This is a genomic window from Pseudomonas sp. RIT288, assembly GCF_000631985.1.
In the GTDB taxonomy this organism is placed as follows: Bacteria; Pseudomonadota; Gammaproteobacteria; order Pseudomonadales; family Pseudomonadaceae; genus Aquipseudomonas.
The window spans coordinates 403,441-426,070 of record NZ_JFYN01000034.1; the positions used below are offsets into that span (position 1 = coordinate 403,441).

General features: G+C 59.4%; 19 protein-coding genes. 12 read left to right on the forward strand and 7 right to left on the reverse strand.

The window, feature by feature from the left end; genetic code table 11:
- Positions 1-138 precede the first annotated feature (138 nt).
- Positions 139-2,589, reverse strand: a complete 2,451-nt coding sequence (locus BW33_RS20545) for a glycogen/starch/alpha-glucan phosphorylase (RefSeq protein WP_047600875.1) — start codon at positions 2,587-2,589, stop codon at positions 139-141.
- A 259-nt stretch (positions 2,590-2,848) separates the two neighbouring features.
- Here BW33_RS20545 and BW33_RS20550 point away from each other — a divergent pair, with 259 nt between their 5' ends.
- The gene (locus tag BW33_RS20550; RefSeq protein WP_007961740.1) at positions 2,849-3,286 is read left to right on the forward strand and encodes a YkgJ family cysteine cluster protein; all 438 of its coding nucleotides are present in this window, start codon (positions 2,849-2,851) and stop codon (positions 3,284-3,286) included.
- 190 nt (positions 3,287-3,476) lie between these two features.
- On the opposite strand, the gene typA is transcribed toward BW33_RS20550, so the two are convergent.
- Together typA and thiI are read right to left on the reverse strand one after the other, a co-directional pair.
- Entirely contained in the window at positions 3,477-5,297 is a 1,821-nt protein-coding gene (gene typA / locus BW33_RS20555) for a translational GTPase TypA (RefSeq protein WP_007961739.1), read from the reverse strand.
- Positions 5,298-5,436: 139 nt separating this feature from the next.
- Complete coding sequence (gene thiI / locus BW33_RS20560; protein WP_047600876.1) at positions 5,437-6,891, reverse strand: tRNA uracil 4-sulfurtransferase ThiI; 1,455 nt, start codon at positions 6,889-6,891, stop codon at positions 5,437-5,439.
- A gap of 328 nt (positions 6,892-7,219) precedes the next feature.
- Between thiI and glnA the strand changes: the two genes are divergently transcribed.
- From glnA to ntrC, 5 genes are all read left to right on the forward strand, one after another.
- Entirely contained in the window at positions 7,220-8,626 is a 1,407-nt protein-coding gene (gene glnA, locus BW33_RS20565) for a glutamate--ammonia ligase (protein ID WP_003220788.1), read from the forward strand.
- Between the two features lie 283 nt (positions 8,627-8,909).
- Positions 8,910-9,422 (forward strand): DUF4124 domain-containing protein, encoded by a 513-nt coding sequence (locus BW33_RS20570; RefSeq protein WP_047600878.1) that lies wholly within the window; start codon positions 8,910-8,912, stop codon positions 9,420-9,422.
- Complete coding sequence (locus BW33_RS20575) at positions 9,419-10,036, forward strand: DUF4124 domain-containing protein (protein ID WP_047600879.1); 618 nt, start codon at positions 9,419-9,421, stop codon at positions 10,034-10,036. Before BW33_RS20570 ends, BW33_RS20575 begins: the two co-directional genes overlap by 4 nt.
- Positions 10,037-10,267: 231 nt before the next feature.
- Complete coding sequence (gene glnL, locus BW33_RS20580) at positions 10,268-11,353, forward strand: nitrogen regulation protein NR(II) (protein ID WP_047600880.1); 1,086 nt, start codon at positions 10,268-10,270, stop codon at positions 11,351-11,353.
- The gene (gene ntrC, locus BW33_RS20585; RefSeq protein WP_007961729.1) at positions 11,350-12,786 is read left to right on the forward strand and encodes a nitrogen regulation protein NR(I); all 1,437 of its coding nucleotides are present in this window, start codon (positions 11,350-11,352) and stop codon (positions 12,784-12,786) included. The genes glnL and ntrC overlap by 4 nt, the downstream gene beginning before the upstream one ends.
- A 509-nt stretch (positions 12,787-13,295) precedes the next feature.
- Here ntrC and BW33_RS20590 read toward each other — a convergent pair.
- Positions 13,296-13,736, reverse strand: coding sequence for a hypothetical protein (locus BW33_RS20590; protein ID WP_047600881.1), 441 nt, complete (start codon positions 13,734-13,736; stop codon positions 13,296-13,298).
- Between BW33_RS20590 and BW33_RS20595 the strand changes: the two genes are divergently transcribed.
- Complete coding sequence (locus tag BW33_RS20595) at positions 13,735-14,190, forward strand: tRNA (cytidine(34)-2'-O)-methyltransferase (protein WP_003220777.1); 456 nt, start codon at positions 13,735-13,737, stop codon at positions 14,188-14,190. The two genes, BW33_RS20590 and BW33_RS20595, sit on opposite strands and share 2 nt — an antisense overlap.
- 159 nt (positions 14,191-14,349) lie before the next feature.
- Here the strand turns inward: BW33_RS20595 and secB are convergent, their stop codons facing one another.
- Genes secB through BW33_RS20610 form a run of 3 tightly spaced genes read right to left on the reverse strand, consistent with a single transcriptional unit; the run spans position 14,350 to position 15,562 of the window.
- The gene (gene secB / locus BW33_RS20600) at positions 14,350-14,835 is read right to left on the reverse strand and encodes a protein-export chaperone SecB (protein WP_027611264.1); all 486 of its coding nucleotides are present in this window, start codon (positions 14,833-14,835) and stop codon (positions 14,350-14,352) included.
- 57 nt (positions 14,836-14,892) lie between these two features.
- Positions 14,893-15,147, reverse strand: coding sequence for a glutaredoxin 3 (grxC, locus tag BW33_RS20605; protein ID WP_047600883.1), 255 nt, complete (start codon positions 15,145-15,147; stop codon positions 14,893-14,895).
- Position 15,148: 1 nt separating this feature from the next.
- Positions 15,149-15,562: a rhodanese-like domain-containing protein gene (locus BW33_RS20610; protein WP_047600884.1), complete on the reverse strand. Its 414-nt coding sequence runs from the start codon at positions 15,560-15,562 to the stop codon at positions 15,149-15,151.
- Between the two features lie 154 nt (positions 15,563-15,716).
- On the opposite strand from BW33_RS20610, the gene gpmI reads away from it, so the two are divergent.
- The 5 genes from gpmI to BW33_RS20635 all read left to right on the forward strand — a co-directional run bounded on the left by gpmI (position 15,717) and on the right by BW33_RS20635 (position 22,525).
- Positions 15,717-17,246 carry a 2,3-bisphosphoglycerate-independent phosphoglycerate mutase gene (gpmI, locus tag BW33_RS20615; RefSeq protein WP_047600885.1) on the forward strand — a complete coding sequence of 510 codons (1,530 nt, stop codon included), beginning with the start codon at positions 15,717-15,719 and terminating at the stop codon, positions 17,244-17,246.
- Positions 17,247-17,499: 253 nt separating this feature from the next.
- On the forward strand, positions 17,500-18,786 hold the full coding sequence (locus BW33_RS20620; RefSeq protein ID WP_047600886.1) for a murein hydrolase activator EnvC family protein: 1,287 nt from the start codon (positions 17,500-17,502) through the stop codon (positions 18,784-18,786).
- Positions 18,787-18,817: 31 nt separating this feature from the next.
- Positions 18,818-20,137: a S41 family peptidase gene (locus BW33_RS20625; protein WP_047600888.1), complete on the forward strand. Its 1,320-nt coding sequence runs from the start codon at positions 18,818-18,820 to the stop codon at positions 20,135-20,137.
- A gap of 2 nt (positions 20,138-20,139) precedes the next feature.
- A complete protein-coding gene (locus tag BW33_RS20630; protein ID WP_047600890.1) occupies positions 20,140-20,916 on the forward strand; it encodes a divergent polysaccharide deacetylase family protein in 777 nt (258 codons plus the stop codon).
- A gap of 130 nt (positions 20,917-21,046) precedes the next feature.
- Positions 21,047-22,525 carry a S1 family peptidase gene (locus tag BW33_RS20635; RefSeq protein ID WP_047600891.1) on the forward strand — a complete coding sequence of 493 codons (1,479 nt, stop codon included), beginning with the start codon at positions 21,047-21,049 and terminating at the stop codon, positions 22,523-22,525.
- Positions 22,526-22,630 lie beyond the last annotated feature (105 nt).

Genomic DNA, 22,630 nt, shown 5'->3' on the forward strand with positions numbered 1-22,630 from the left:
CGGGAAGATTAGCGCAGCCTGATCCAAAAAGATCGCAGCCTTCGGCAGCTCCTGCACAGGTGTTCACATAACCCTGTAGGAGCTGCCGAAGGCTGCGATCTTTTCCGGCGCGCCGATTATATCGAGCCCAGCGAAAAGTTACTCCAGTGCCTTCCAGATATCCGTGGCGTACTCGCGAATCGTCCGGTCGGACGAGAACCAGCCCATGCGTGCCGTGTTGAGCACTGCCGAGCGCCACCAGTTGTTGGCGTCGTGCCAATGCGCATCGACGCGTTTTTGCGCTTCCCAGTAGGAATCGAAGTCGGCGCAGACCAGAAAGCGGTCGTAGTCCACCAGCGAATCGATCAGCCCGGTATAGCGCGACGTGTCGTCCGGCGAGAACACGCCGCTGCGGATCGCTTGCAGCACATCGTTCAGACGATGGGAGGCGGCGATGTCCGGCACGGCGCTGAACTCGTGGTTCTGCTTGCGCGCTTCAACCTGCTGCGCGCTGAGGCCGAAGATGAACATGTGCTCGGCGCCGATGCGCTCGCACATTTCCACGTTGGCACCGTCGAGGGTGCCGATGGTCAGCGCACCGTTGAGGCCGAACTTCATGTTGCTGGTGCCCGAAGCTTCGAACCCGGCGGTGGAAATCTGCTCGGACAAGTCCGCCGCCGGAATGATGCTCTCCGCCAGACTGACGTTGTAGTTGGGCAGGAACACGACCTTCAGCAAGCCACGCACCGTCGGATCGTTGTTCACCACCCGGGCGATGTCGTTGGTCAGCTTGATGATCAGTTTGGCCTGGTGATAACTGGCCGCCGCTTTACCGGCGAAGATTTTCACCCGAGGTACCCAGTCGACTTCAGGCTCGGCGCGGATCGCCTGATACAGCGCCACCGTGTGCATCAGGTTGAGCAACTGGCGCTTGTATTCGTGGATCCGTTTGACCTGCACGTCGAACATCGCCGCCGGGTTGACTGCGATCCCCAGCCGCTCATGAATCAGATAGGCCAGGGCCTTTTTGCTGTGCAGGCGCTGTTCGGCGAAGGCTTTGCGGAAGGCGGGTTTCTCGGCGAACGGTTCCAGATCGAGCAGGCGCTCTTCCGGGTTATCCAGCACCTCCGGGCCGAGGGAGTCGACCAGCATCGAGGTCAGTTCGGAGTTGGCCTGGAACAACCAGCGGCGGAAGGTGATGCCGTTGGTTTTGTTGTTGATCCGCTCCGGGTAGAGCTTGTGCAGTTCGGCGAACACGGTCTTGCGCATCAACTGCGTGTGCAGCCCGGACACACCGTTGACGCTGTGCGAACCGAGGAACGCGAGGTTGCCCATGCGCACCCGGCGACCGTTATCCTCTTCGATCAGCGACACGGCGCGCAGCACGTCGAAATCGTGAATGCCTTTGGCGCGCAGCGAGTCAATGTGCTGGGCGTTGATCAGATAGATGATCTGCATGTGCCGCGGCAGCATGCGTTCCATCAGGCCAACCGGCCAGGTTTCCAGCGCCTCGGGCAACAGCGTGTGGTTGGTGTACGACAGCGTATCGACGGTGACTTGCCACGCCGCGTCCCAGGCCACGTCGTAGACGTCGACCAGTTGCCGCATCAGTTCGGCGACGGCAATCGAGGGGTGAGTGTCGTTGAGCTGGATCGCCGCGTGATCGCCCAGGGTCAGCACCGAGGTGTGCATGTTGCGATGGCGGCGCAGCAGATCCTGCAGAGAGGCGGCGACGAAGAAGTATTCCTGACGCAGGCGCAACTCCTGACCGGCTTCGGTGCTGTCGGCCGGGTAAAGCACGCGGGAAATACTTTCAGCACGGGCGACTTCGGCGACGGCGCCCAAGTGGTCACCGGCGTTGAAACGTTCCAGGTGCAGATCTTCCATAGCTCGCGCACGCCACAGGCGCAAGGTATTGACGCTTGCCCCGCGCCAGCCGACCACCGGCGTGTCGTAGGCAATCGCGCGCACGGTTTCCGCTGGCGACCAGACCTGTCTGGTCTTGCCGCTGGCATCGGTGACGGTTTCGACGCTGCCGCCGAAACCGATGGAGTACACCACTTCCGGACGTTCGAACTCCCAAGGGTTGCCGAAGTCCAGCCAGTGCTCGGTCTGCTCCTGCTGCCAGCCATCGACGATGGCCTGACGGAACAGACCGTGCTCGTAGCGAATGCCGTAGCCGTGCCCGGCGATGCCGAGGGTCGACATGCTTTCCATGAAGCACGCCGCCAAACGTCCGAGGCCACCGTTGCCGAGCGCCGCATCGGGTTCCAGCAGGCGGATCCGTTCCAGATCGACACCGAGCTCAGTCAGCGCCTCACGGGCGACGTCGAGCAGGCCAAGGTTGCTCAGGCTGTCGTAGAGCAAACGGCCAATGAGAAATTCCAGCGAGAGGTAATACACCCGTTTCTGGCCTTTGCGGTAGATCTGCCGGGTGTGGTCCATCCAGTGTTCGACCATGTGGTCGCGCGCCGCCAGGGCAATGGCTTCGAACCAGTCATGGTCGAAGGCGTGATCCGGGTCTTTGCCCACTGCATAGGTGAGCTTGGTCAGGACGGCATCGCGGAATGCGGCCACCTCTGCTTCGCGAACTAGTGGTTCTTGAGTCATCGATAGGACCTCGAGCGAGCGGGGAATTGTCTGAGCCTAGACGGTCTGACCGACGGTAGAGGCGCAGGTTCTGCAGTTTTTCCGAAGACGGTGAGATAGCCCGGCATTACCTTGGCGAGTGGGCTAATGAATGCAGGGGCCGTGCCGGACCGAATGGCATTTGCGCGGCATTTGCAAAAATCTGGCGAAAGGTTGTTCAAAAATCCACCAGTCCCGGTATGATCGCGCGCCCTGATGCACACACGCCTGGTAACCCCCGATGATGAAGCCCAACCTGATTGCCGCCGCCGAGATCGACCGTCTCGATACGTGGGCCAAATATTCGGCCCCGATGTGCGGCTCTTGTGTCTCCAGCTGCTGCACCCTGCCGGTCGAGGTCAAGATCAAGGACCTGGTACGTATCGGCGTGGTCGACGAGTTCGAGCTGGGTGATCCGCCAAAGAACATCGCCAAGCGCCTGCAAAAGGAAGGGCTGGTGGAGCGCTTCAACCAGAAGTCGGGGATCTTCACTCTGCAGCGCATGAGCAACAACGATTGCTACTACCTGGATCGTAAGAGCCGCCTGTGCACCATTTATGACAAGCGTCCGGACACCTGCCGCAACCACCCGAAAATCGGCCCGCGGCCGGGGTATTGCGCGTACAAGCCGAAAGAAGTCGAGCGGGTGCAGAATTCGCGGTCGATCGAGAAGTTTTGATCTTTGCTGAAATTTGCGGCGGCTGATAGGCCGCCTTCGCGAGCAGGCTCGCTCCCACATTGGAATGCGTTCCCCTGTGGGAGCGAGCTTGCTCGCGATGGGGCCAGTTCAAACACCGTATAAACCCCAGACAAACAAAAACGCCCCCGGTCTCTCGACCGGGGGCGTTTTTTTTAGCCTGGGCTAAATCTTATGCCTTGGCTTTCTTGGCAGCGCGGGTACGCTCGCTTTCGTCCAGGATCTTCTTGCGAAGTCGGATGGACTTAGGAGTAACTTCGCACAGCTCGTCTTCCTGGATGTATTCCAGAGCCTGTTCCAGAGTGAAGCGAACAGGTGGTACCAGAGCGATGGTTTCGTCTTTACCCGAAGCACGCATGTTGTCGAGCTTCTTGCCTTTGGTAGGGTTCACACCCAGGTCGTTGTCGCGGCTGTTCTGACCAACGATTTGACCGTTGTAGATCTCCTGGCCGTGTTCTACGAACAGCTTGCCACGAGCCTGCAGGGTTTCCAGCGAGTAGGTCAGTGCCTTGCCGGTTTCAACCGAAACCAGAACGCCGTTCTGACGGCCGGACATGTGGCCCGACTTCACTGGAGCGTAACGGTCGAAGATCGAGGTCAGGATGCCAGCACCGTTGGTCAGGGTCAGGAACTGGTTACGGAAACCGATCAGACCGCGAGCAGGGATGTTGTATTCCAGACGAACACGGCCCTTGCCATCCGGCACCATGTTGCTCAGGTCGCCCTTACGCAGACCCATCTCTTCCATGACCTTGCCCTGCGATTCTTCAGGGATGTCGATGGTGACGTTTTCGAACGGTTCCTGCTTCACGCCGTCAACTTCACGGATGATCACTTCAGGACGGCCCAGGGCCAGCTCGAAGCCTTCGCGACGCATGGTTTCGATCAGTACCGAGAGGTGCAGCTCACCACGGCCGGAAACCTTGAACTTGTCAGCCGAGTCGCCTTCTTCAACGCGCAGTGCAACGTTGTACAGCAGCTCTTTGTCCAGACGATCCTTGATGTTACGGGAGGTCACGAACTTGCCTTCTTTACCGCAGAATGGCGAGTCGTTTACCTGGAAGGTCATGGAAACGGTTGGCTCGTCAACGGTCAGCGGCTTCATCGCCTCGACGGTGTTGATATCGCACAGGGTGTCGGAGATGAACAGCTCGTCGAAGCCGCTGATGCAGACGATGTCGCCGGCCGCTGCTTCTTCAACGTCAATGCGGTGCAGACCGTGGTGACCCATCAGTTTCAGGATACGACCGTTGCGGCGCTTGCCGTCGGCGCTGATCGCGACAACCGGGGTGTTCGGCTTGACGCGACCACGAGCGATACGGCCAACACCGATAACACCCAGGAAGCTGTTGTAGTCCAGAGCGGAAATCTGCATCTGGAACGGACCGTCACGGTCAACGGCCGGAGGCGGAACGTGGTCGACAACTGCCTGGTACAGCGCAGTCATGTCTTCGCCCATGGCGGTGTGATCCAGACCGGCGATGCCGTTCAGGGCCGAAGCGTAAACAACCTGGAAGTCCAGTTGTTCTTCGGTAGCACCGAGGTTGTCGAACAGGTCGAAGATCTGATCCAGAACCCAGTCCGGACGCGCGCCTGGACGGTCAACCTTGTTGATTACCACGATTGGACGCAGGCCGGCTTCGAACGCCTTCTTGGTCACGAAACGGGTTTGCGGCATAGGGCCGTCTTGAGCGTCAACCAGCAGCAGAACGGAGTCAACCATCGACATTACGCGTTCTACTTCACCGCCGAAGTCGGCGTGGCCCGGGGTGTCCACGATGTTGATGTGGTAGCCGTTCCAATTGATGGCGGTGTTTTTCGCCAGAATGGTAATACCGCGCTCTTTTTCCTGGTCGTTGGAGTCCATCACGCGCTCGTCGTTGAGCTCGTTGCGCTCCAGGGTGCCGGATTGACGCAGGAGTTTGTCTACCAGGGTGGTCTTACCATGGTCAACGTGGGCAATGATGGCGATGTTACGTAGATTTTCGATCACTTGTGTATCTCGATCAGAGGATTCGGTTTGCTGACAAGTCTTGGCAGCGATTAACAGTAGTGTCCGGCATGGCCGTTACAGCTTGACGGCGGTGTCGGGGGGCCGGTGACGCAGGCCACAGGCAAACAGCCCCGGGCACTTAGCTCGGTCGATAAACGCGCACATTGGCATGCCCCTCACTGAGCAAATGGTGAGCATGCAGGCGACTCATCACGCCTTTGTCGCAATACAGCAGGTACTGGCGAGTCGGATCCAGCTCCTTGAAACGAGCGTTCACTGCGTAGAACGGCATCGTCTGTACTTCTATTCCGGCGAGTTCCAGCGGGTCATCCTCGGCCGCATCCGGGTGACGGATGTCGATGACGATCTGACCGGCCAGCGCTTCGCCGACTTCTTCGATCTGCAAATCCTGGCCCAATTCGTCGATCACTCGATCGATCGGCACCAGCTTGGCGTTTTCGAGCGCACGCTCGAGAACCGCCATGTCGAATTCTTTCTCTTCGTGCTCAACACGGTGGCGCTTGGCGGCAGTCTTCGGATTGACCGAGATGACCCCGCAGTACTCCGGCATGTGCCGGGCGAAATCGGCGGTGCCGATCTCGTTGGCCGTGTCGATGATGTCCTGTTTGTGCGCAACGATCAGTGGACGCAGGACCAGTTTGTCGGTCACGCAGTCGATCACCGACAGGTTCGGCAGCGTCTGGCTCGATACCTGGGAGATCGCTTCGCCGGTGACCAGCGCGTCGATGTGCAGCCGGTCGGCGATGGCCGACGATGCGCGCAACATCATACGCTTCAATACGACGCCCATATGACTGTTATCGACTTTGCCGAGAATTTCGCCCAATACTTCTTCGAACGGAACACTGACAAATAGCACGCGTTGCGAGCTGCCGTACTTCTTCCAGATGAAATGCGCGACTTCCATCACGCCCAATTCGTGGGCACGCCCGCCCAGATTGAAGAAGCAGAAATGCGCCATCAGGCCGCGACGCATGATCTGGTACGCGGCAACCGTCGAGTCAAAGCCACCGGACATCAATACCAGCGTCTGCTCCAGGGCGCCGAGCGGGTAGCCGCCGATGCCGTTGTGCTGACTGTGGATGACGAACAACCGTTGGTCGCGAACTTCGATGCGAACTTCGATTTCCGGGTCTTTGAGGTCGATTCCGGCCGCACCGCACTCACGACGCAGCTTGCTGCCGACGTATTTCTCGACGTCCATCGAGCTGAACGGATGCTTGCCTGCACGCTTGCAGCGCACCGAGAAAATCTTCCCGGCCAGCACATCGCCGTAGTGCTGTTTGCACTTCTCGGTGATGTCGTCGAAGTCGCCCAGCGGGTACTCGTCGATCTGCAGAAAGTGCGCGACACCCGGGGTGCAGACCAGGCGCTCGCCCATCTCTTTCAAGGCCTTGGGGTCGGTAACGCGGGTTTCCAGCTCGAGATTGTCCCACACACCGTTCACCACCACGGCCGGGTCCAGATCGCGGAGCACGGCGCGGATGTTCTTGGCCAGCTGGCGGATGAAACGCATCCGGACAGGGCGGCTTTTGATGGTGATCTCGGGGAAGACTTTTACGATTAGTTTCATGAAAACAGCGCGCGCAGGGCCAGCCGAAAAAGGGGGGCGCGGATTATAGCGGAAATTGCTCAAGGTTTAACCAGTTAATATGCAGAAGGTTTCACTTGCACCAAAACGGGTCATTTCTGATTTGAAGCGCTACATTAAGGGGCGAGATTTTCACCTTTATGACGCTTTGCAGTGCTCAAAGCGTGAAATTGGGGCAAAAAACCCATGCTGGGGCACTGGCATGCAATTTGCTCCCTTGTGAGGCAGGTTGCCTTGGCAGAGTATCTGCGCCGGCATCACCCCTATTAAGGGCATCCACTACCAAGCCCTAAGCCACCCGGAGGACACTATGTCGAAGTCGGTTCAACTCATCAAAGATCATGACGTCAAGTGGATTGATCTGCGCTTCACGGACACCAAAGGCACTCAGCACCACGTGACCATGCCGGCTCGCGATGCGCTGGAAGACGACTTCTTCGAAGTCGGCAAGATGTTCGACGGTTCCTCCATCGCTGGCTGGAAAGGCATCGAAGCCTCCGACATGATCCTGCTGCCGGACGACGATACTGCCGTTCTCGACCCGTTCACCGAAGACGCGACCCTGATCCTGGTTTGCGACATCATCGAACCTTCGACCATGCAAGGTTATGATCGCGACCCGCGCGCCATCGCTCACCGTGCCGAGGAATACCTGAAGACCACCGGTATCGGTGACACCGTCTTCGCCGGTCCAGAACCAGAATTCTTCATCTTCGACGAAGTGAAGTTCAAGTCCGACATCTCCGGCTCGATGTTCAAGATCTACTCCGAACAAGGCTCGTGGATGTCCGACCAGGACATCGAAGGCGGCAACAAAGGCCACCGGCCTGGTATCAAAGGCGGCTACTTCCCGGTTCCGCCGTTCGACCACGACCACGAAATCCGTACTGCCATGTGCAACGCACTGGAAGAGATGGGCCAGACCGTTGAAGTTCACCACCACGAAGTGGCGACTGCCGGTCAGAACGAAATCGGTGTCAAGTTCAACACCCTGGTGAAGAAAGCTGACGAAGTTCAGACTCTGAAATACGTTGTCCACAACGTTGCCGACGCTTACGGCCGCACCGCGACCTTCATGCCGAAGCCACTGTACGGCGACAACGGCTCGGGCATGCACGTACACATGTCCATCGCCAAAGATGGCAAGAACACCTTTGCTGGCGAAGGCTATGCCGGCCTGTCCGAAACCGCCCTGTACTTCATCGGCGGTATCATCAAGCACGGTAAGGCCCTGAACGGCTTCACCAACCCGGCAACCAACTCCTACAAGCGTCTGGTGCCAGGTTTCGAAGCTCCGGTGATGCTGGCCTACTCGGCGCGCAACCGTTCCGCCTCGATCCGCATTCCTTACGTCAACAGCCCACGCGGCCGTCGTATCGAAGCACGCTTCCCGGATCCGGCTGCCAACCCGTACCTGGCTTTCGCAGCACTGCTGATGGCCGGTCTGGACGGTATCCAGAACAAGATCCACCCAGGCGATGCCGCTGACAAAAACCTGTACGACCTGCCGCCTGAAGAGGCGAAAGAGATCCCACAAGTTTGCGGCAGCCTGAAAGAAGCCCTGGAAGAGCTGGACAAGGGCCGTGCGTTCCTGACCAAGGGCGGCGTGTTCTCCGACGACTTCATCGACGCTTACATCGCGCTGAAATCCGAAGAAGAAATCAAGGTCCGCACCTTCGTACACCCACTGGAATATGAGCTGTACTACAGCTGCTGATCCGGTAGCGCCGCGCTCCGCGGCGTGACAAAGAGGCCTCCTTCGGGAGGCCTTTTTATTGCCCACGATTTATGAAACTACGCAAATCCCCTGTGGGAGCGAGCCTGCTCGCGAATGCGGTGGGTCATTGACAGGGAAGGCGACTGATACGCCGCCTTCGCGAGCAGGCTCGCTCCCACAAGGGATTTTGGCCTCTGAATGATCTCCGGATATGTCCCGGGTTGGGCCAACCGCCACACCTGACCTATGCTGCACCCCATCGCTTTCTTTCCCGGTCGATTTCATGGGTCGCACCTTTCTCTACAGCCTGCTGCTGATCGCCCTGCCCGCCGCCGCGCAGATCTACAAGTACACCGACGCCAACGGCAACACGGTCTACAGCGATCACTCGCCGGACGGTGTTCAGGCGCAACCGGTCGAGTTGCCGCCGCTGAACCGCGTCGAGCCGCAGGCACCGAGCGCACCGGCGCCCGCCAGCACCGACAATCGCCCACCTGCACGCAGCGCTTATGAAGTGCTGGAACTGACCGGCCTGCCCAGCGAAGAAGCGCTGCGCGCCAATAACGGCACCTTCACTGTCAACGTGCTGATCAAGCCACGCCTGCAGCCTCCGCACCAATTAAGGCTGGTCCTGGACGACGCGCCTTACGGCCAGCCGAGCAACGTGCCGATCCTGCAACTGGTGAATGTCGATCGCGGCGAGCATCGTCTCGCGGTGCAGGTGATCGACGGCGAAGCGATCATCCAGCAAAGCCCGGCGGCGGTGTTCACGGTGCAGCGGGTGCACAAGCCGTGAGGATTTTCTGGCTGATCCTGTGCCTGTCTGCCCTGCCCGTTTCGGCGGAGGTCTTCACCTATGTCGATGCGCAGGGCAATCGCGTCTACACCGACCAGCCGCGCGGCAACGCCAAGCGCGTGCCTATCGCAACCAGCAATCGCATGTCGGCCAACCCCACGGCTGCAGCACCGATCAGCGCTGTAAAAAAGGTCGCGGAACAACCACTGTTTCACTACGACATGCTGCGCATTCTGATCCCCGAGCCGGATGCGACCCTTCGCAGCAGCGCGGGCGAGGTGATCGTCAGTGTCACCAGCGAACCCGGTTTGCAGCAGGGCCATCGCTATCGCCTGCTACTGGACGGACAGGCCACTGGCGAACCAGGCCTCAGTCCGGTGTTCCCGTTGAGCAACATCGACCGGGGCAGTCACAACCTGTCGGTGGAAATCCTTGATGAGCAGGGTCGCACCGTCGAGCGCACCGCCAACCAGCCGTTCCACATGCTGCGTATCTCGCTGGCACAAAAGCGCCAAGTCAAACCCTGCGTCAGCGCGGACTACGGCGTGCGCCCGGAATGTCCGCTGAAAGACAAACCCGCTGAAGAAAAAAATCCCTTCCTGCGCTTCTTCTAACGCCGTTCAGCTTTACGCACTATATTGGTGCAATAGACTGCACCGCACCCAGATTCCAACCCATTTTGGTTCGAAACTTCCCATTCGAGCTGGCACCCTGCCACTCAAACGAGCGTCAAACGCCTGTTTCACGGGTTGAACGCTTCTTTTCGGAGCCTTGGTTTGGTTTTTGCATTTTATGTTTAACGACGCCTGCTTCTTGCGCACGCTCCGCCCCCAAAAGAGGCTCCGATGACTATTAGCGACGCAATCCACCGTTTGCTGCTCGACAACCTGACCACTGCCACCATTCTGCTCGACGCCGAACTGCGCCTTGAGTACATGAACCCGGCGGCCGAGATGCTGCTGGCCATCAGCGGTCAGCGCAGTCATGGACAGTTCATCAGCGAGCTGTTCACCGAGTCCACCGAGGCGCTCAACTCGCTGCGTCAGGCGGTCGAACAGGCACACCCGTTTACCAAGCGTGAGGCGATGCTCACCGCCCTCACCGGTCAGACCCTGACCGTGGATTACGCAGTGACGCCGATCCTCAGCAACGGCGCGACCATGCTCCTGCTGGAAGTGCACCCGCGTGATCGCCTGCTGCGGATCACCAAGGAAGAGGCGCAACTGTCCAAACAGGAAACCAGCAAGATGCTGGTGCGCGGCCTCGCCCACGAGATCAAGAACCCGCTCGGCGGCATCCGTGGCGCCGCGCAGTTGCTGGCCCGCGAACTGCCGGAAGACAGCCTGCGCGACTACACCAACGTGATCATTGAAGAGGCCGACCGCCTGCGCAATCTGGTCGACCGCATGCTCGGCTCGAACAAGCTGCCGTCGCTGGCGCTGTGCAACGTTCACGAAGTGCTCGAACGCGTCTCCCAACTGGTCGAAGCGGAAAGCCAGGGTTGCATCACCTTGGTGCGCGACTACGACCCGAGCATTCCCGACGTATTGATCGACCGCGAACAAATGATTCAGGCCGTACTGAACATCGTGCGCAACGCGATGCAGGCGATCAGCAGCCAGAACGAGCTGCGTCTGGGCCGCATCAGCCTGCGCACGCGGACCATGCGCCAGTTCACCATTGGCCACATCCGTCATCGTCTGGTGACCAAAATCGAGATCATCGACAACGGTCCCGGGATCCCTGCAGAACTTCAGGAAACCATCTTCTTTCCCATGGTCAGCGGCCGCCCGGACGGTACCGGGCTGGGCCTGGCCATCACCCAGAACATCATCAGCCAGCACCAGGGCCTGATCGAGTGTGACAGCCACCCCGGCCACACCACGTTCTCGATCTTTCTGCCACTGGAACAAGGAGCCACATCGACATGAGCCGTAGTGAAACCGTGTGGATCGTCGATGACGACCGTTCTATCCGTTGGGTTCTGGAAAAGGCCTTGCAGCAGGAAGGCATGACCACGCAGAGCTTCGACAGCGCCGACGGCGTGATGAGTCGTCTGGCACGTCAGCAGCCTGATGTGATCATTTCCGACATCCGCATGCCGGGCGCCAGCGGCCTCGACCTGCTGGCACGCATCCGCGAACAGCACCCACGGTTGCCGGTCATCATCATGACCGCTCACTCCGACCTGGACAGCGCCGTCGCCTCGTATCAGGGCGGCGCGTTCGAGTACCTGCCCAAGCCGTTCGACGTGGACGAGGCGGTATCGCTGGTCAAACGCGCCAACCAGCATGCGCAGGAACAGCAAGGCCTGGAAGTGGTGCCGGCGCTGACCCGCACCCCGGAAATCATCGGCGAAGCGCCGGCGATGCAGGAGGTGTTTCGCGCCATCGGCCGCTTGAGCCACTCCAACATCACTGTGTTGATCAACGGCGAATCCGGCACCGGTAAAGAACTGGTGGCCCACGCCCTGCACCGCCACAGCCCGCGCGCGGCCTCGCCGTTCATCGCGCTGAACATGGCGGCGATCCCCAAGGACCTGATGGAATCCGAGCTGTTCGGCCACGAGAAAGGTGCGTTCACCGGCGCGGCCAACCTGCGCCGCGGGCGTTTCGAACAGGCTGACGGCGGCACGTTGTTCCTCGACGAAATCGGCGACATGCCAGCCGATACCCAGACCCGCTTGCTGCGGGTGCTGGCCGACGGCGAGTTCTATCGCGTCGGCGGCCATGTGCCGGTCAAGGTCGATGTGCGGATCATTGCCGCGACTCACCAGAATCTGGAAACCCTGGTGCATGCCGGGAAGTTCCGTGAGGACTTGTTCCACCGCCTCAACGTGATCCGCATCCACATCCCGCGCCTGTCGGACCGTCGCGAAGATATCCCGACCCTGGCCAAGCACTTCCTCAGCCGCGCCGCGCAAGAACTGGCGGTGGAGCCGAAGCTGCTGAAAAGCGAGACCGAGGAATACCTGAAGAACCTGCCATGGCCGGGCAACGTGCGGCAGCTGGAGAACACCTGCCGCTGGATCACCGTGATGGCCTCCGGGCGCGAAGTGCACATCAGTGACCTGCCGCCGGAACTGCTGAGCCTGCCACAGGATTCGGCGCCAGTGACCAACTGGGAGCAGGCGCTGCGCCAGTGGGCCGATCAGGCCTTGGCCCGTGGCCAGTCGAGCTTGCTCGACAGCGCGGTGCCGGCGTTCGAGCGGATCATGATCGAGACCGCACTGAAGCACACGGCGGGTCGTCGTCGTGATGCGGCGGTATTGCTCGGCTGGGGGCGTAATACCCTGACGCGCAAAATCAAAGAATTGGGGATGAAAGTGGATGGCGGGGATGATGATGAGGGGGATGAGGGTTAACTCGGCACTCTAGTCGTCCGCGAAAAGATCGCAGCCTCCGGCAGCTCCTACAGAGAACACCTATCCCTGTAAGAGCTGCCAAAGGCTGCGATCTTTTTTTGTGTGCACCGCCACAAGGCACGACGAACCGCAATTGGGCACAAGTCATCGATCAAAAAAACACCGACCAGGATAAAGACTCCAGCCAGGCAGAAGCATCAAAGCCCCGATTTACGGGGCTTTCGCGCATCTGAAGCTTTTTTCTGTTTCGAAATACTAAAACTGGCACGCCCCCTGCAATAACCCTCACAGGTGATTCGGTTCACCACCCGTTTCGGGGACCTTGGTACAGGCAGGCCGGGGAATCCCCTCTTTACACCGGGCTCACACCGCCAACGCGATGCGCCCACCCTTTTGGGATCCTTGGTACAGGCAGGCCGGGGGTTCCCTCTTTACACCGGACCGACGCAGCAAGCGCGGTCCACCCCGTTTTGGGAACCCTGGTACAGGCAGGCCGGGAATTCCCGCTTTTATTGCTCTCGGAGATGGATCTCCAGCCGCCAGCGGTCATCGACCTTGCTGCCGGCCCACTCCCCTTGCAGCGGTCGCGCTGCCAGCACCGTCAGCAACAGCCCACCGTCACTCAACCGCGTTCGCCAGTTCACGTCCTTGCCGTTGAGCTTGAGCTGGCCTTTCTGCGCGCGACCTTCAGCCTGGAACAACAGGGCCACGGTGCCATCGATGATTTCGCCGTGCAGCTTCGGTTCGTTGTTGAACCACACCACCAGGCCGTCATCGGTCACGTCAACCTGCTGCAGCACACTCGGATCCGGCGTGGTCAGGCGACCGATCATCAAACCGATCATCACGCCGACAATCGCCAGCGAACCGATCACCCGCGGGAATAGTTTCGAACGCGGGTCGGCTTGCGGCGTAGAATGCGCGTCATCTTTACCTTCGGAGCCGTGCATGTTTCACGTCATCCTTTTTCAACCAGAAATTCCGCCGAACACCGGCAACGTTATCAGGCTGTGCGCCAACAGTGGCTGCCACCTGCATTTGATCGAACCGCTGGGTTTCGAGATGGACGACAAACGCTTGCGCCGGGCCGGTCTCGACTACCACGAATATGCCACGTTGCAGCGTCACGCCGACCTCGCCAGTTGCCTTGAGAGTCTCGGCAATCCACGGCTGTTCGCGTTTACCACCAAAGGCTCGCGGCCGTTTCACGATGCCGCGTTCGTCCCGGGCGATGCGTTCATCTTCGGCCCGGAAAGCCGTGGCCTGCCGCCGGAAGTGCTCGACGCCCTGCCCGCCGAACAGCGCCTGCGCCTGCCGATGCGTGAAGGCTGCCGCAGCCTGAACCTGTCCAACACCGTGGCAGTGGCCGTGTACGAAGCGTGGCGGCAGAACGACTTCAAATAACCACCCGATCCCTGTAGGAGCTGCCGCAGGCTGCGATCTTTGATCTTGTTTTTGAAGATCAAAAGATCGCAGCCTGCGGCAGCTCCTACAGGAAGTCTGTATTCCAACCCAAGAAAAAAGCGCCTGTTACGGCGCTTTTTTCGTTGTCGCTCAAACCGCTTATTGTACGGTCGGCGTCTCGCCAGCTTCCTGCATGCGCTGCAGCTCTTGCGCGTACAGGGCGTCGAAGTTCACCGGAGCCAGCATCAGGGCCGGGAACGAACCGCGGGTCACCAGGCTGTCCAGGGTTTCGCGAGCGTACGGGAACAGGATGTTCGGGCAGAACGCACCCAGGGTGTGGCTCATCGAAGCTGCGTCGAGGTTCTTGATCAGGAAGATACCGGCCTGTTGCACTTCAGCGATGAAGGCCACTTCGTCACCGTTTTTCACAGTCACGGACAGGGTCAGCACGACTTCGTAGAAATCGCCTTCCAGTTCTTTCTGGCGAGTGTTCAGGTCCAGACCGACGGTCGGGTCCCACTGCTGGCGGAAGATCGCCGGGCTTTTCGGAGCTTCGAAGGACAGATCGCGTACGTAGATGCGCTGCAAGGAGAATTGCGGTGCGGTTTCTTCTTCGCTGGCTGCAGTGTTCTGTTGGTCAGTCATCTCAGATCCTTTCTGATCTTGGGTCTTTTAGGGAGTGCTGTACGTGGGTGCAGCCGTTCAGGCCTTGAGCAGCGCGTCGAGCTTGCCGGCGCGCTCCAGGGCATATAAATCATCACAACCGCCGATGTGCTTTTCGCCGATCCAGATCTGCGGCACGGAGGTGCGTCCGGCCTTCTGGCTCATGGCAGCACGCACCTGCGGCTTGCCATCGACCTTGATCTCTTCGAAGGCCACGCCTTTGTTCTCGAGCAGGTATTTTGCTCGCGAGCAGTAAGGGCAGTAATCGCTGGAGTAGACGATGACGTGGCTCATATCACTTCACCAGCGGCAGGTTGTCGCCTTTCCAGCTGGAGATCCCGCCGGACAGCTTGGCGGCGGTGAAACCGGATTTCAGCAGCTCGCGAGCGTGGGTGCCAGCGGTCTGGCCCAGTGCGTCGACCAGAATGATGGTCTTGGCCTTGTGCTTTTCCAGCTCGCCGACGCGCGCGGCCAGCTTGTCTTGAGGAATGTTGATCGCGCCAACGATATGGCCGGCGGCGTAATCTTTCGCCGGACGGATGTCCACCACCACGCCTGCGTCCTTGTTGACCAGTGCGGTCAGTTCGCCGGTGCTCAGGCTTTTACCGCCGCCCTGCATCGTGTGCGCCAGCAGCAAAGCCAGCAATACGACGAAGATACCGACAAGAATGTAGTGGTTAGTGGCAAATTCAATCAGGTGAGCAACCATCGAAGGAGGTTCCAGGGCGTTAAAATGTCGGCCAGTATACACAGCCACTATGGTGGGCCAAACCCCGTCCGGCGGTGACGTGGTCGGAACTAAGCATTAAACTCGCCACTCCCTTTTTCTACGCCCTCTTCTTTATTAGCCACGAGTGGATTCCATGACTACCACGCCTAAACCTTTGGTCCTGATGATTCTCGACGGCTTCGGTCACAGTGACAGCCACGAATCCAATGCCGTGTATGCGGCGAAGAAACCTGTGCTCGATCGTCTCTGGGCCACGGTGCCGAACGGTCTGATCTCCGGCAGCGGCATGGACGTCGGCCTGCCGGACGGCCAGATGGGCAACTCCGAAGTCGGCCACATGAACCTCGGCGCCGGGCGCGTGGTGTATCAGGACTTCACTCGCGTGACCAAAGCGATCCGCGACGGTGAGTTCTTCGACAACCCGACCATCTGCGCCGCGGTGGATAAAGCCGTGGCCGCCGGCAAAGCCGTGCACTTCATGGGCCTGCTGTCCGACGGCGGCGTACACAGCCATCAGGATCACCTGATCGCCATGGCCGAACTGGCCTTCAAGCGCGGCGCCGAGAAGATCTACCTGCACGCCTTCCTCGATGGCCGCGACACGCCGCCGAAAAGCGCCACGTCGTCGATCGAACTGCTCGACGCGACCTTCCAGGCGCTCGGCAAGGGCCGCATCGCCAGCATCGTCGGTCGCTACTACGCGATGGACCGTGACAACCGTTGGGACCGCGTATCCCAGGCCTACAACCTGATCGTCGACGGCAACGCCGAATTCAACGCGGCCACCGCCCAGGAAGGCCTTGACGCCGCCTACGCCCGCGGCGAGAGCGACGAATTCGTCAAAGCCACCACCATCGGCGAGCCGGTCAAGGTCGAAGACGGCGACGCCGTCGTATTCATGAACTTCCGCGCCGACCGTGCCCGCGAGCTGACCCGCGTGTTCGTCGAAGACGATTTCAAGGAGTTCGAACGTGCGCGTCAGCCGAAACTGGCCGGTTTCGTCATGCTGACCCAGTACGCCGCCAGCATCCCTGCGCCGTCGGCCTTCGCCGCAGGCAGCCTGGAAAACGTGCTCGGCGATTATCTGGCGAAGAACGGCAAAACCCAGTTGCGCATTGCCGAAACGGAAAAATATGCACACGTGACCTTCTTCTTCTCCGGCGGCCGCGAAGAACCGTTCCCGGGCGAAGAGCGCATCCTGATTCCGTCGCCGAAAGTCGCCACCTACGACCTGCAACCGGAAATGAGCGCACCGGAAGTCACCGACCGCATCGTCGATGCCATCGAACACCAGCGTTACGACGTGATCGTGGTCAACTACGCCAACGGCGACATGGTCGGCCACAGCGGCGTGTTCGACGCGGCGGTGAAGGCCGTGGAGTGCCTGGACACCTGCGTCGGGCGCATCGTCGAGGCGCTGGAAAAGGTTGGCGGCGAAGCGCTGATCACCGCTGACCACGGCAACGTCGAGCAGATGTCCGACGCCTCCACCGGCCAGGCGCACACCGCACACACCACCGAGCCGGTGCCGTTCATTTATGTCGGCAAGCGTGACCTCAAGGTTCGTGAAGGCGGCGTACTGGCGGACGTGGCACCGACCATGCTGATGCTGATGGGCCTGGAAAAACCGGCGGAAATGACTGGCGCTTCGATTCTGGTCTGACCCGAATCCATAAAACACCGCAAAACCCTGTAGGAGTGAGCCTGCTCGCGATAGCAATCTGACAGTCAACTACTCTGTTGAATGTGAGAACGCCATCGCGAGCAGGCTCACTCCTACAGTTGTTTATGGTGGTTTCAAAGATTATTTTCAGCTGTATCTCCAGCCAGTTATCACACAAGCCCAATTGGGCGTTTTTTTTGCAGCCCCGGGCGGGCATACTAGGCCGTCCATTACCCTGGTGCCGCCCGCCTCTATGCTCCGCGTCCTGATCGCCCTCGCTCTGACCTGCCTGCTCCAACCGGCCTTCGCTGACGAGCGCGCGCAAACCCAACAGCAGCTGGATGCCACGCGTCAGGACATTGCCGAGCTGAAAAAGCTGCTGGGCAAGCTGCAGGAAGAAAAGTCCGGCGTGCAGAAAGAGCTCAAGGGCACCGAAACCGAGATGGGCAAGCTCGAGAAGCAGGTCGATGCCCTGCAGAAAGAGCTGAAGAAAAGCGAATCCGAGCTGCAGCGGCTCGATGCGGAGAAAAAAAAACTCCAGAGCGCGCGCACTGAACAACAGCGACTGATTGCCATCCAGGCCCGCGCGGCCTACCAGAATGGCCGTCAGGAATACCTCAAGCTGCTGCTCAACCAGCAGAATCCCGAGAGATTCGCCCGCACCCTCACCTATTACGATTACCTGAGCCAGGCCCGCCTGGAGCAGTTGAAGAACTTCAACGAAACTCTGCGCCAACTGGCCAATGTCGAAAAAGACATCGCCATGCAGCAGGCGCAATTGCTGGTACAGAAAAGCAGCCTCGACACCCAGCGCGACGAGCTGGAAAAGGTCCGCAAGGAACGCCAGCAAGTCCTCGCCAAGCTCAACGATGACGTGAAAGCCCGCGACCAGAAACTGGCCGCCCGCGAGCAGGATCAGGCAGACCTGTCTAAAGTCCTTAAAACCATTGAAGAAACCCTGGCCCGCCAGGCTCGTGAGGCAGAAGAAGCGCGACAGAAAGCGCTGATCGCCCAGCAGGAAGCGGAAAAAAAGCGTTTGCGTGAGGCGCAGGCTGACAACAGCGACGCCCCACGAAAACCAGTCAAGTCAACGCCAGGCGCGCTGGTATCCAGCAGCGGCGAGACCTTCGGTGGCCCTTTTGCTGCAACCCGGGGAAAACTTCCGTGGCCGGTTGATGGTCGATTACTGGCACGCTTCGGCGAAAGCCGTGGCGACGATGCCCGCACCAAGTGGGATGGCGTGATGATCAGCGCCGCCGCCGGCAGCCAGGTGCATGCCGTGCACGGCGGGCGCGTGGTGTTCGCCGACTGGTTGCGTGGCGCCGGGCTGCTGGTGATCCTTGATCATGGCAATGGTTATCTGAGTCTTTATGGTCACAACCAGACGCTGCTCAAGTCGGCCGGTGACGTGGTAAAAGCCGGTGAGTCGATTTCCACTGTGGGTAACAGTGGCGGTCAGGACACACCAGCGCTGTATTTCGCAATTCGTCAGCAGGGTCACCCGAGTGATCCGGCGCAATGGTGTCACGCGCAAGGATAAGCGCGTCGCCTAATTAAGGAGTTCGTTCGACATGCTGCATTTGTCCCGCCTTACCTCGCTGGCCCTGACGATCGCCCTGGTGATCGGCGCGCCTCTGGCGTTCGCCGCTCAACCGGCTCCGGCCGTCGCTCCGGCAGGTACTGCCGCGACCGCCAAGGCTCCGTTGCCGCTGGAAGAGTTGCGCACCTTTGCCGAGGTCATGGACCGGATCAAGGCGGCGTACGTCGAGCCGGTGGACGACAAGACCCTGCTGGAAAACGCCATCAAGGGCATGCTCAGCAACCTCGATCCGCACTCCGCGTATCTCGGCCCTGAAGACTTCACCGAACTGCAGGAAAGCACCAGCGGCGAATTCGGCGGCCTGGGCATCGAAGTCGGCTCCGAAGACGGTTTCATCAAGGTCGTCTCGCCGATCGACGACACCCCGGCGTCGAAGGCCGGCATTCAGGCCGGTGACTTCATCGTCAAGATCAACGGCGCACCAACTCGCGGCCAGACCATGACCGAAGCCGTGGACAAGATGCGCGGCAAGATCGGCCAGAAAATCACCCTGACCCTGGTACGCGATGGCGGTACACCGTTCGACGTGACCCTGGCCCGCGCCGTGATTCAAGTGAAGAGCGTCAAGGCGCAGCTGCTGGAATCGGGCTACGGCTACATCCGCATTACCCAGTTCCAGGTCAAGACCGGCGAAGAGGTCTCCAAGGCCCTGGCCAAGCTGCGCAAAGACAATGGCAAAAAGCTCAACGGCATCATCCTCGACCTGCGCAACAACCCGGGCGGCGTGTTGCAGGCGGCAGTGGAAGTGGTCGACCACTTCATCAAGAAAGGCCTGATCGTCTACACCAAAGGCCGGATCGCCAACTCCGAACTGCGCTTTTCCGCCACCGGCAAGGACGAGAGCGAAGCGGTGCCAATGGTCGTGCTGATCAACGGTGGCAGTGCCTCGGCCTCGGAAATCGTTGCCGGCGCCCTGCAGGATCAGAAACGCGCCGTGGTCATGGGCACCACCAGTTTCGGCAAAGGCTCGGTGCAAACCGTGCTGCCGCTGAACAACGATCGTGCGCTGAAGATCACTACCGCGCTGTACTTCACGCCGAATGGCCGCTCGATCCAGGCCCAGGGCATCGTCCCGGACATCGAAGTGCGCAAGGCCAAGATCACCAACGAAGCGGACGGCGACTACTTCAAGGAAGCCGACCTGCAAGGCCACCTGGGCAACGGCAACGGCGGCGCGGACAAGCCGACCGGTTCCGGCGCGAAAGCCAAGGCCATGCCGCAGGATGACGATTACCAACTGGCCCAGGCTCTGAGCCTGCTCAAAGGGCTGAGCATCACGTCCGGTCGTTGAGGATGTCGTTGCGTTTGCTCTTCGTCCTGCTGTGCTGTCTGGCGGGTGCTGCTCACGCAGAACCCGCCAGTTCGCCCCCGCCAAAAGCCTACCTGACGCTGATCATCGACGACCTGGGGCAGAATCTGCCCCGGGATCGCCGCGTGCTGGCCCTGCCCGGCCCGGTGACGACGGCGATCATGCCAGATACCCCGCACGCCACTGAATTCGCCCGCGAAGCCCATCGCGCCGGCAAGATCGTGATCCTGCATATGCCCATGGACCCGGCCACCGGCCCGTATGCCTGGCATCCAGAGCTACCGCTCGAGGAACTGCAAAAGCGCCTCGATGCCGCCTTCAAAATGGTTCCCTACACCGCTGGCATCAATAACCACATGGGCAGCCGCATGACTGCACAACCGATAGCAATGGCGTGGTTGATGGGTGAGTTGCAGCGCCGGCACAAGTTCTTCGTGGACAGCCGCACCAGTGCGCAAACCGTGGCGGCGCAGCAAGCACAGAAGATCGATCTGGCGAGTGTTTCGCGGGATGTGTTTCTCGACGACGAACGCACCGAAGCCGCCATCTTCACCCAGCTGCAGACGGCGATCAGCCTGGCGCGCAAGCAAGGATCGGCGGTGATGATCGGCCACCCTTACCCGCAAACACTGGCGGTACTGGAACGTGAATTGCCGAAACTCAAGGCCCAAGGCATCGAGTGGATCGATATCAAGCAGATGATCAGTGTGCGGAGTAACAAGGCGACAGCTGCACACGGGAAAAATGGAATTTATCGTTAAACTATCAAGTTATTAAATTCTCATACCCCCCTACAACCAAAACAAGTAGCAATAACTTATAGAACCCACTTAAACCAAACTGTCTTATTCTGCGCCAGTCTTGCACCTACCTATTAGCCAAGGACTGGCCATGAACCTGAACTATATCAACCCAAGCTTTTTATTACTGACAGCCTTCTCACTTCCCGCTTATTCCAGCCCCGTCGATTACGGCAAGGGTGTTGAAAACTTCTCACCGTCACAACACCTGACTAACAAAGATGGCGAAAATAACCACTGGATGGGAATCGGTGAGTACAAAAGCCGCGAGCACGGCTCCTGCACCGCCTTCCTGATCGACACAAACAGCTCTCGCCCGTCCGATTCCGCCTATGCACTGACCAGTGCGCACTGCGTGGGCAAGGAAAACGGGGTCATGCGAATAGATGACCCTATCGAAGCCACCATTACCTTCAACAACTTCATCGATACGACTGCTGCCTCCAGAACATTTCCTCTGCAGAAAGTAGCCTGGAGCAGTATTCAGGGTGTCGACCTGGCTCTTCTGGAGCTTGGAGTGTCACAGGGCGAACTTCTGGCACTGGGCATCACCCCCATGAAACTGGCCCGGCAGGCGCCGTCCGACGATAGCGACATTCTGATTGTGCACAAACCCGTTGGTGCTCCATTGCAAATGTCAGCTTGCACCCACATGCCCTCCCCGGCGATTTTCGAGAAGCCCTGGGTTTGGCGGCACACCGTCAGCAACCAATGCAAAGATATTGCTTCCGGAAGCTCGGGGAGTCCGGTCATCGTTCGAGCGACCAACGAGGTCTATGGCGTCCTTGGAACCTTGGCTCACCATCTGACGCCACTGCCAGGATACGGTCAGATTTCGAGCGGCAGTTACGGTAGCCCGACTTCGGTTTTCAACAACTGCTTTATCGATGGCAAATTCAATACGGATCCGCAGGTGTGCGAATTATTTCCGGCAGCCTCTATCGGACTGCCTGCCCAACTGCCAACGCATGCAAAGATCAGCGTAAACGCTCAGGGCAACTACGTTTATCCAGAATGGAACTTCGAAATAACCGCCAGCACCCGGTTTATCCGAACCAAACGTACGGCTGACCCGGTCGACTGCGAAGTTCCGCAAGGCTACAGCCCGCCGATCAATACTGGCACTACTCCCACCCAGTTAAATATTCCAATGGGACCTGAAACCGGGCTTGACAACCTTTGTGTCATCGCCACAAACAGTACTGAGGACTTATTACCGGCAGGCACTTATCGAAATGCCGTCACTGTTCCCACTTATCTGATTGATGCGGGCCCGACGCCTGTTCCGACCATAGAGACTTCGTTTAACAAAGAAATAAACAGAGCGCAGATTCTGTGGCCGGAACGCAAGAACGAGGGCCTTGATCGATACGAGGTAAAAGACGGCCTTGCTGAAAAAGTCAGCTGCGAAGACCCGCAGGGTTATAGGCGCGTGACCTCCCATTGGCTACGCCCGGAAAGCAACTTCCCCCTCAAGCTCTGCGTTTACGCTGTCGACCCCAACAATCAGCGCTCAGAATTGAAGGAATACATCCTGGAATGGGAAGCCCTCAAAAACAGCGCCCCCTGAGCTGATCAGTGACGTCGGCCTTGTGCTTCTGCATCAATGGGAAAAACAGGCGCGCAAGGCTGCCAATGGCAAGGAACGGTCTTTTTGGAAATAACTGGTCACGAC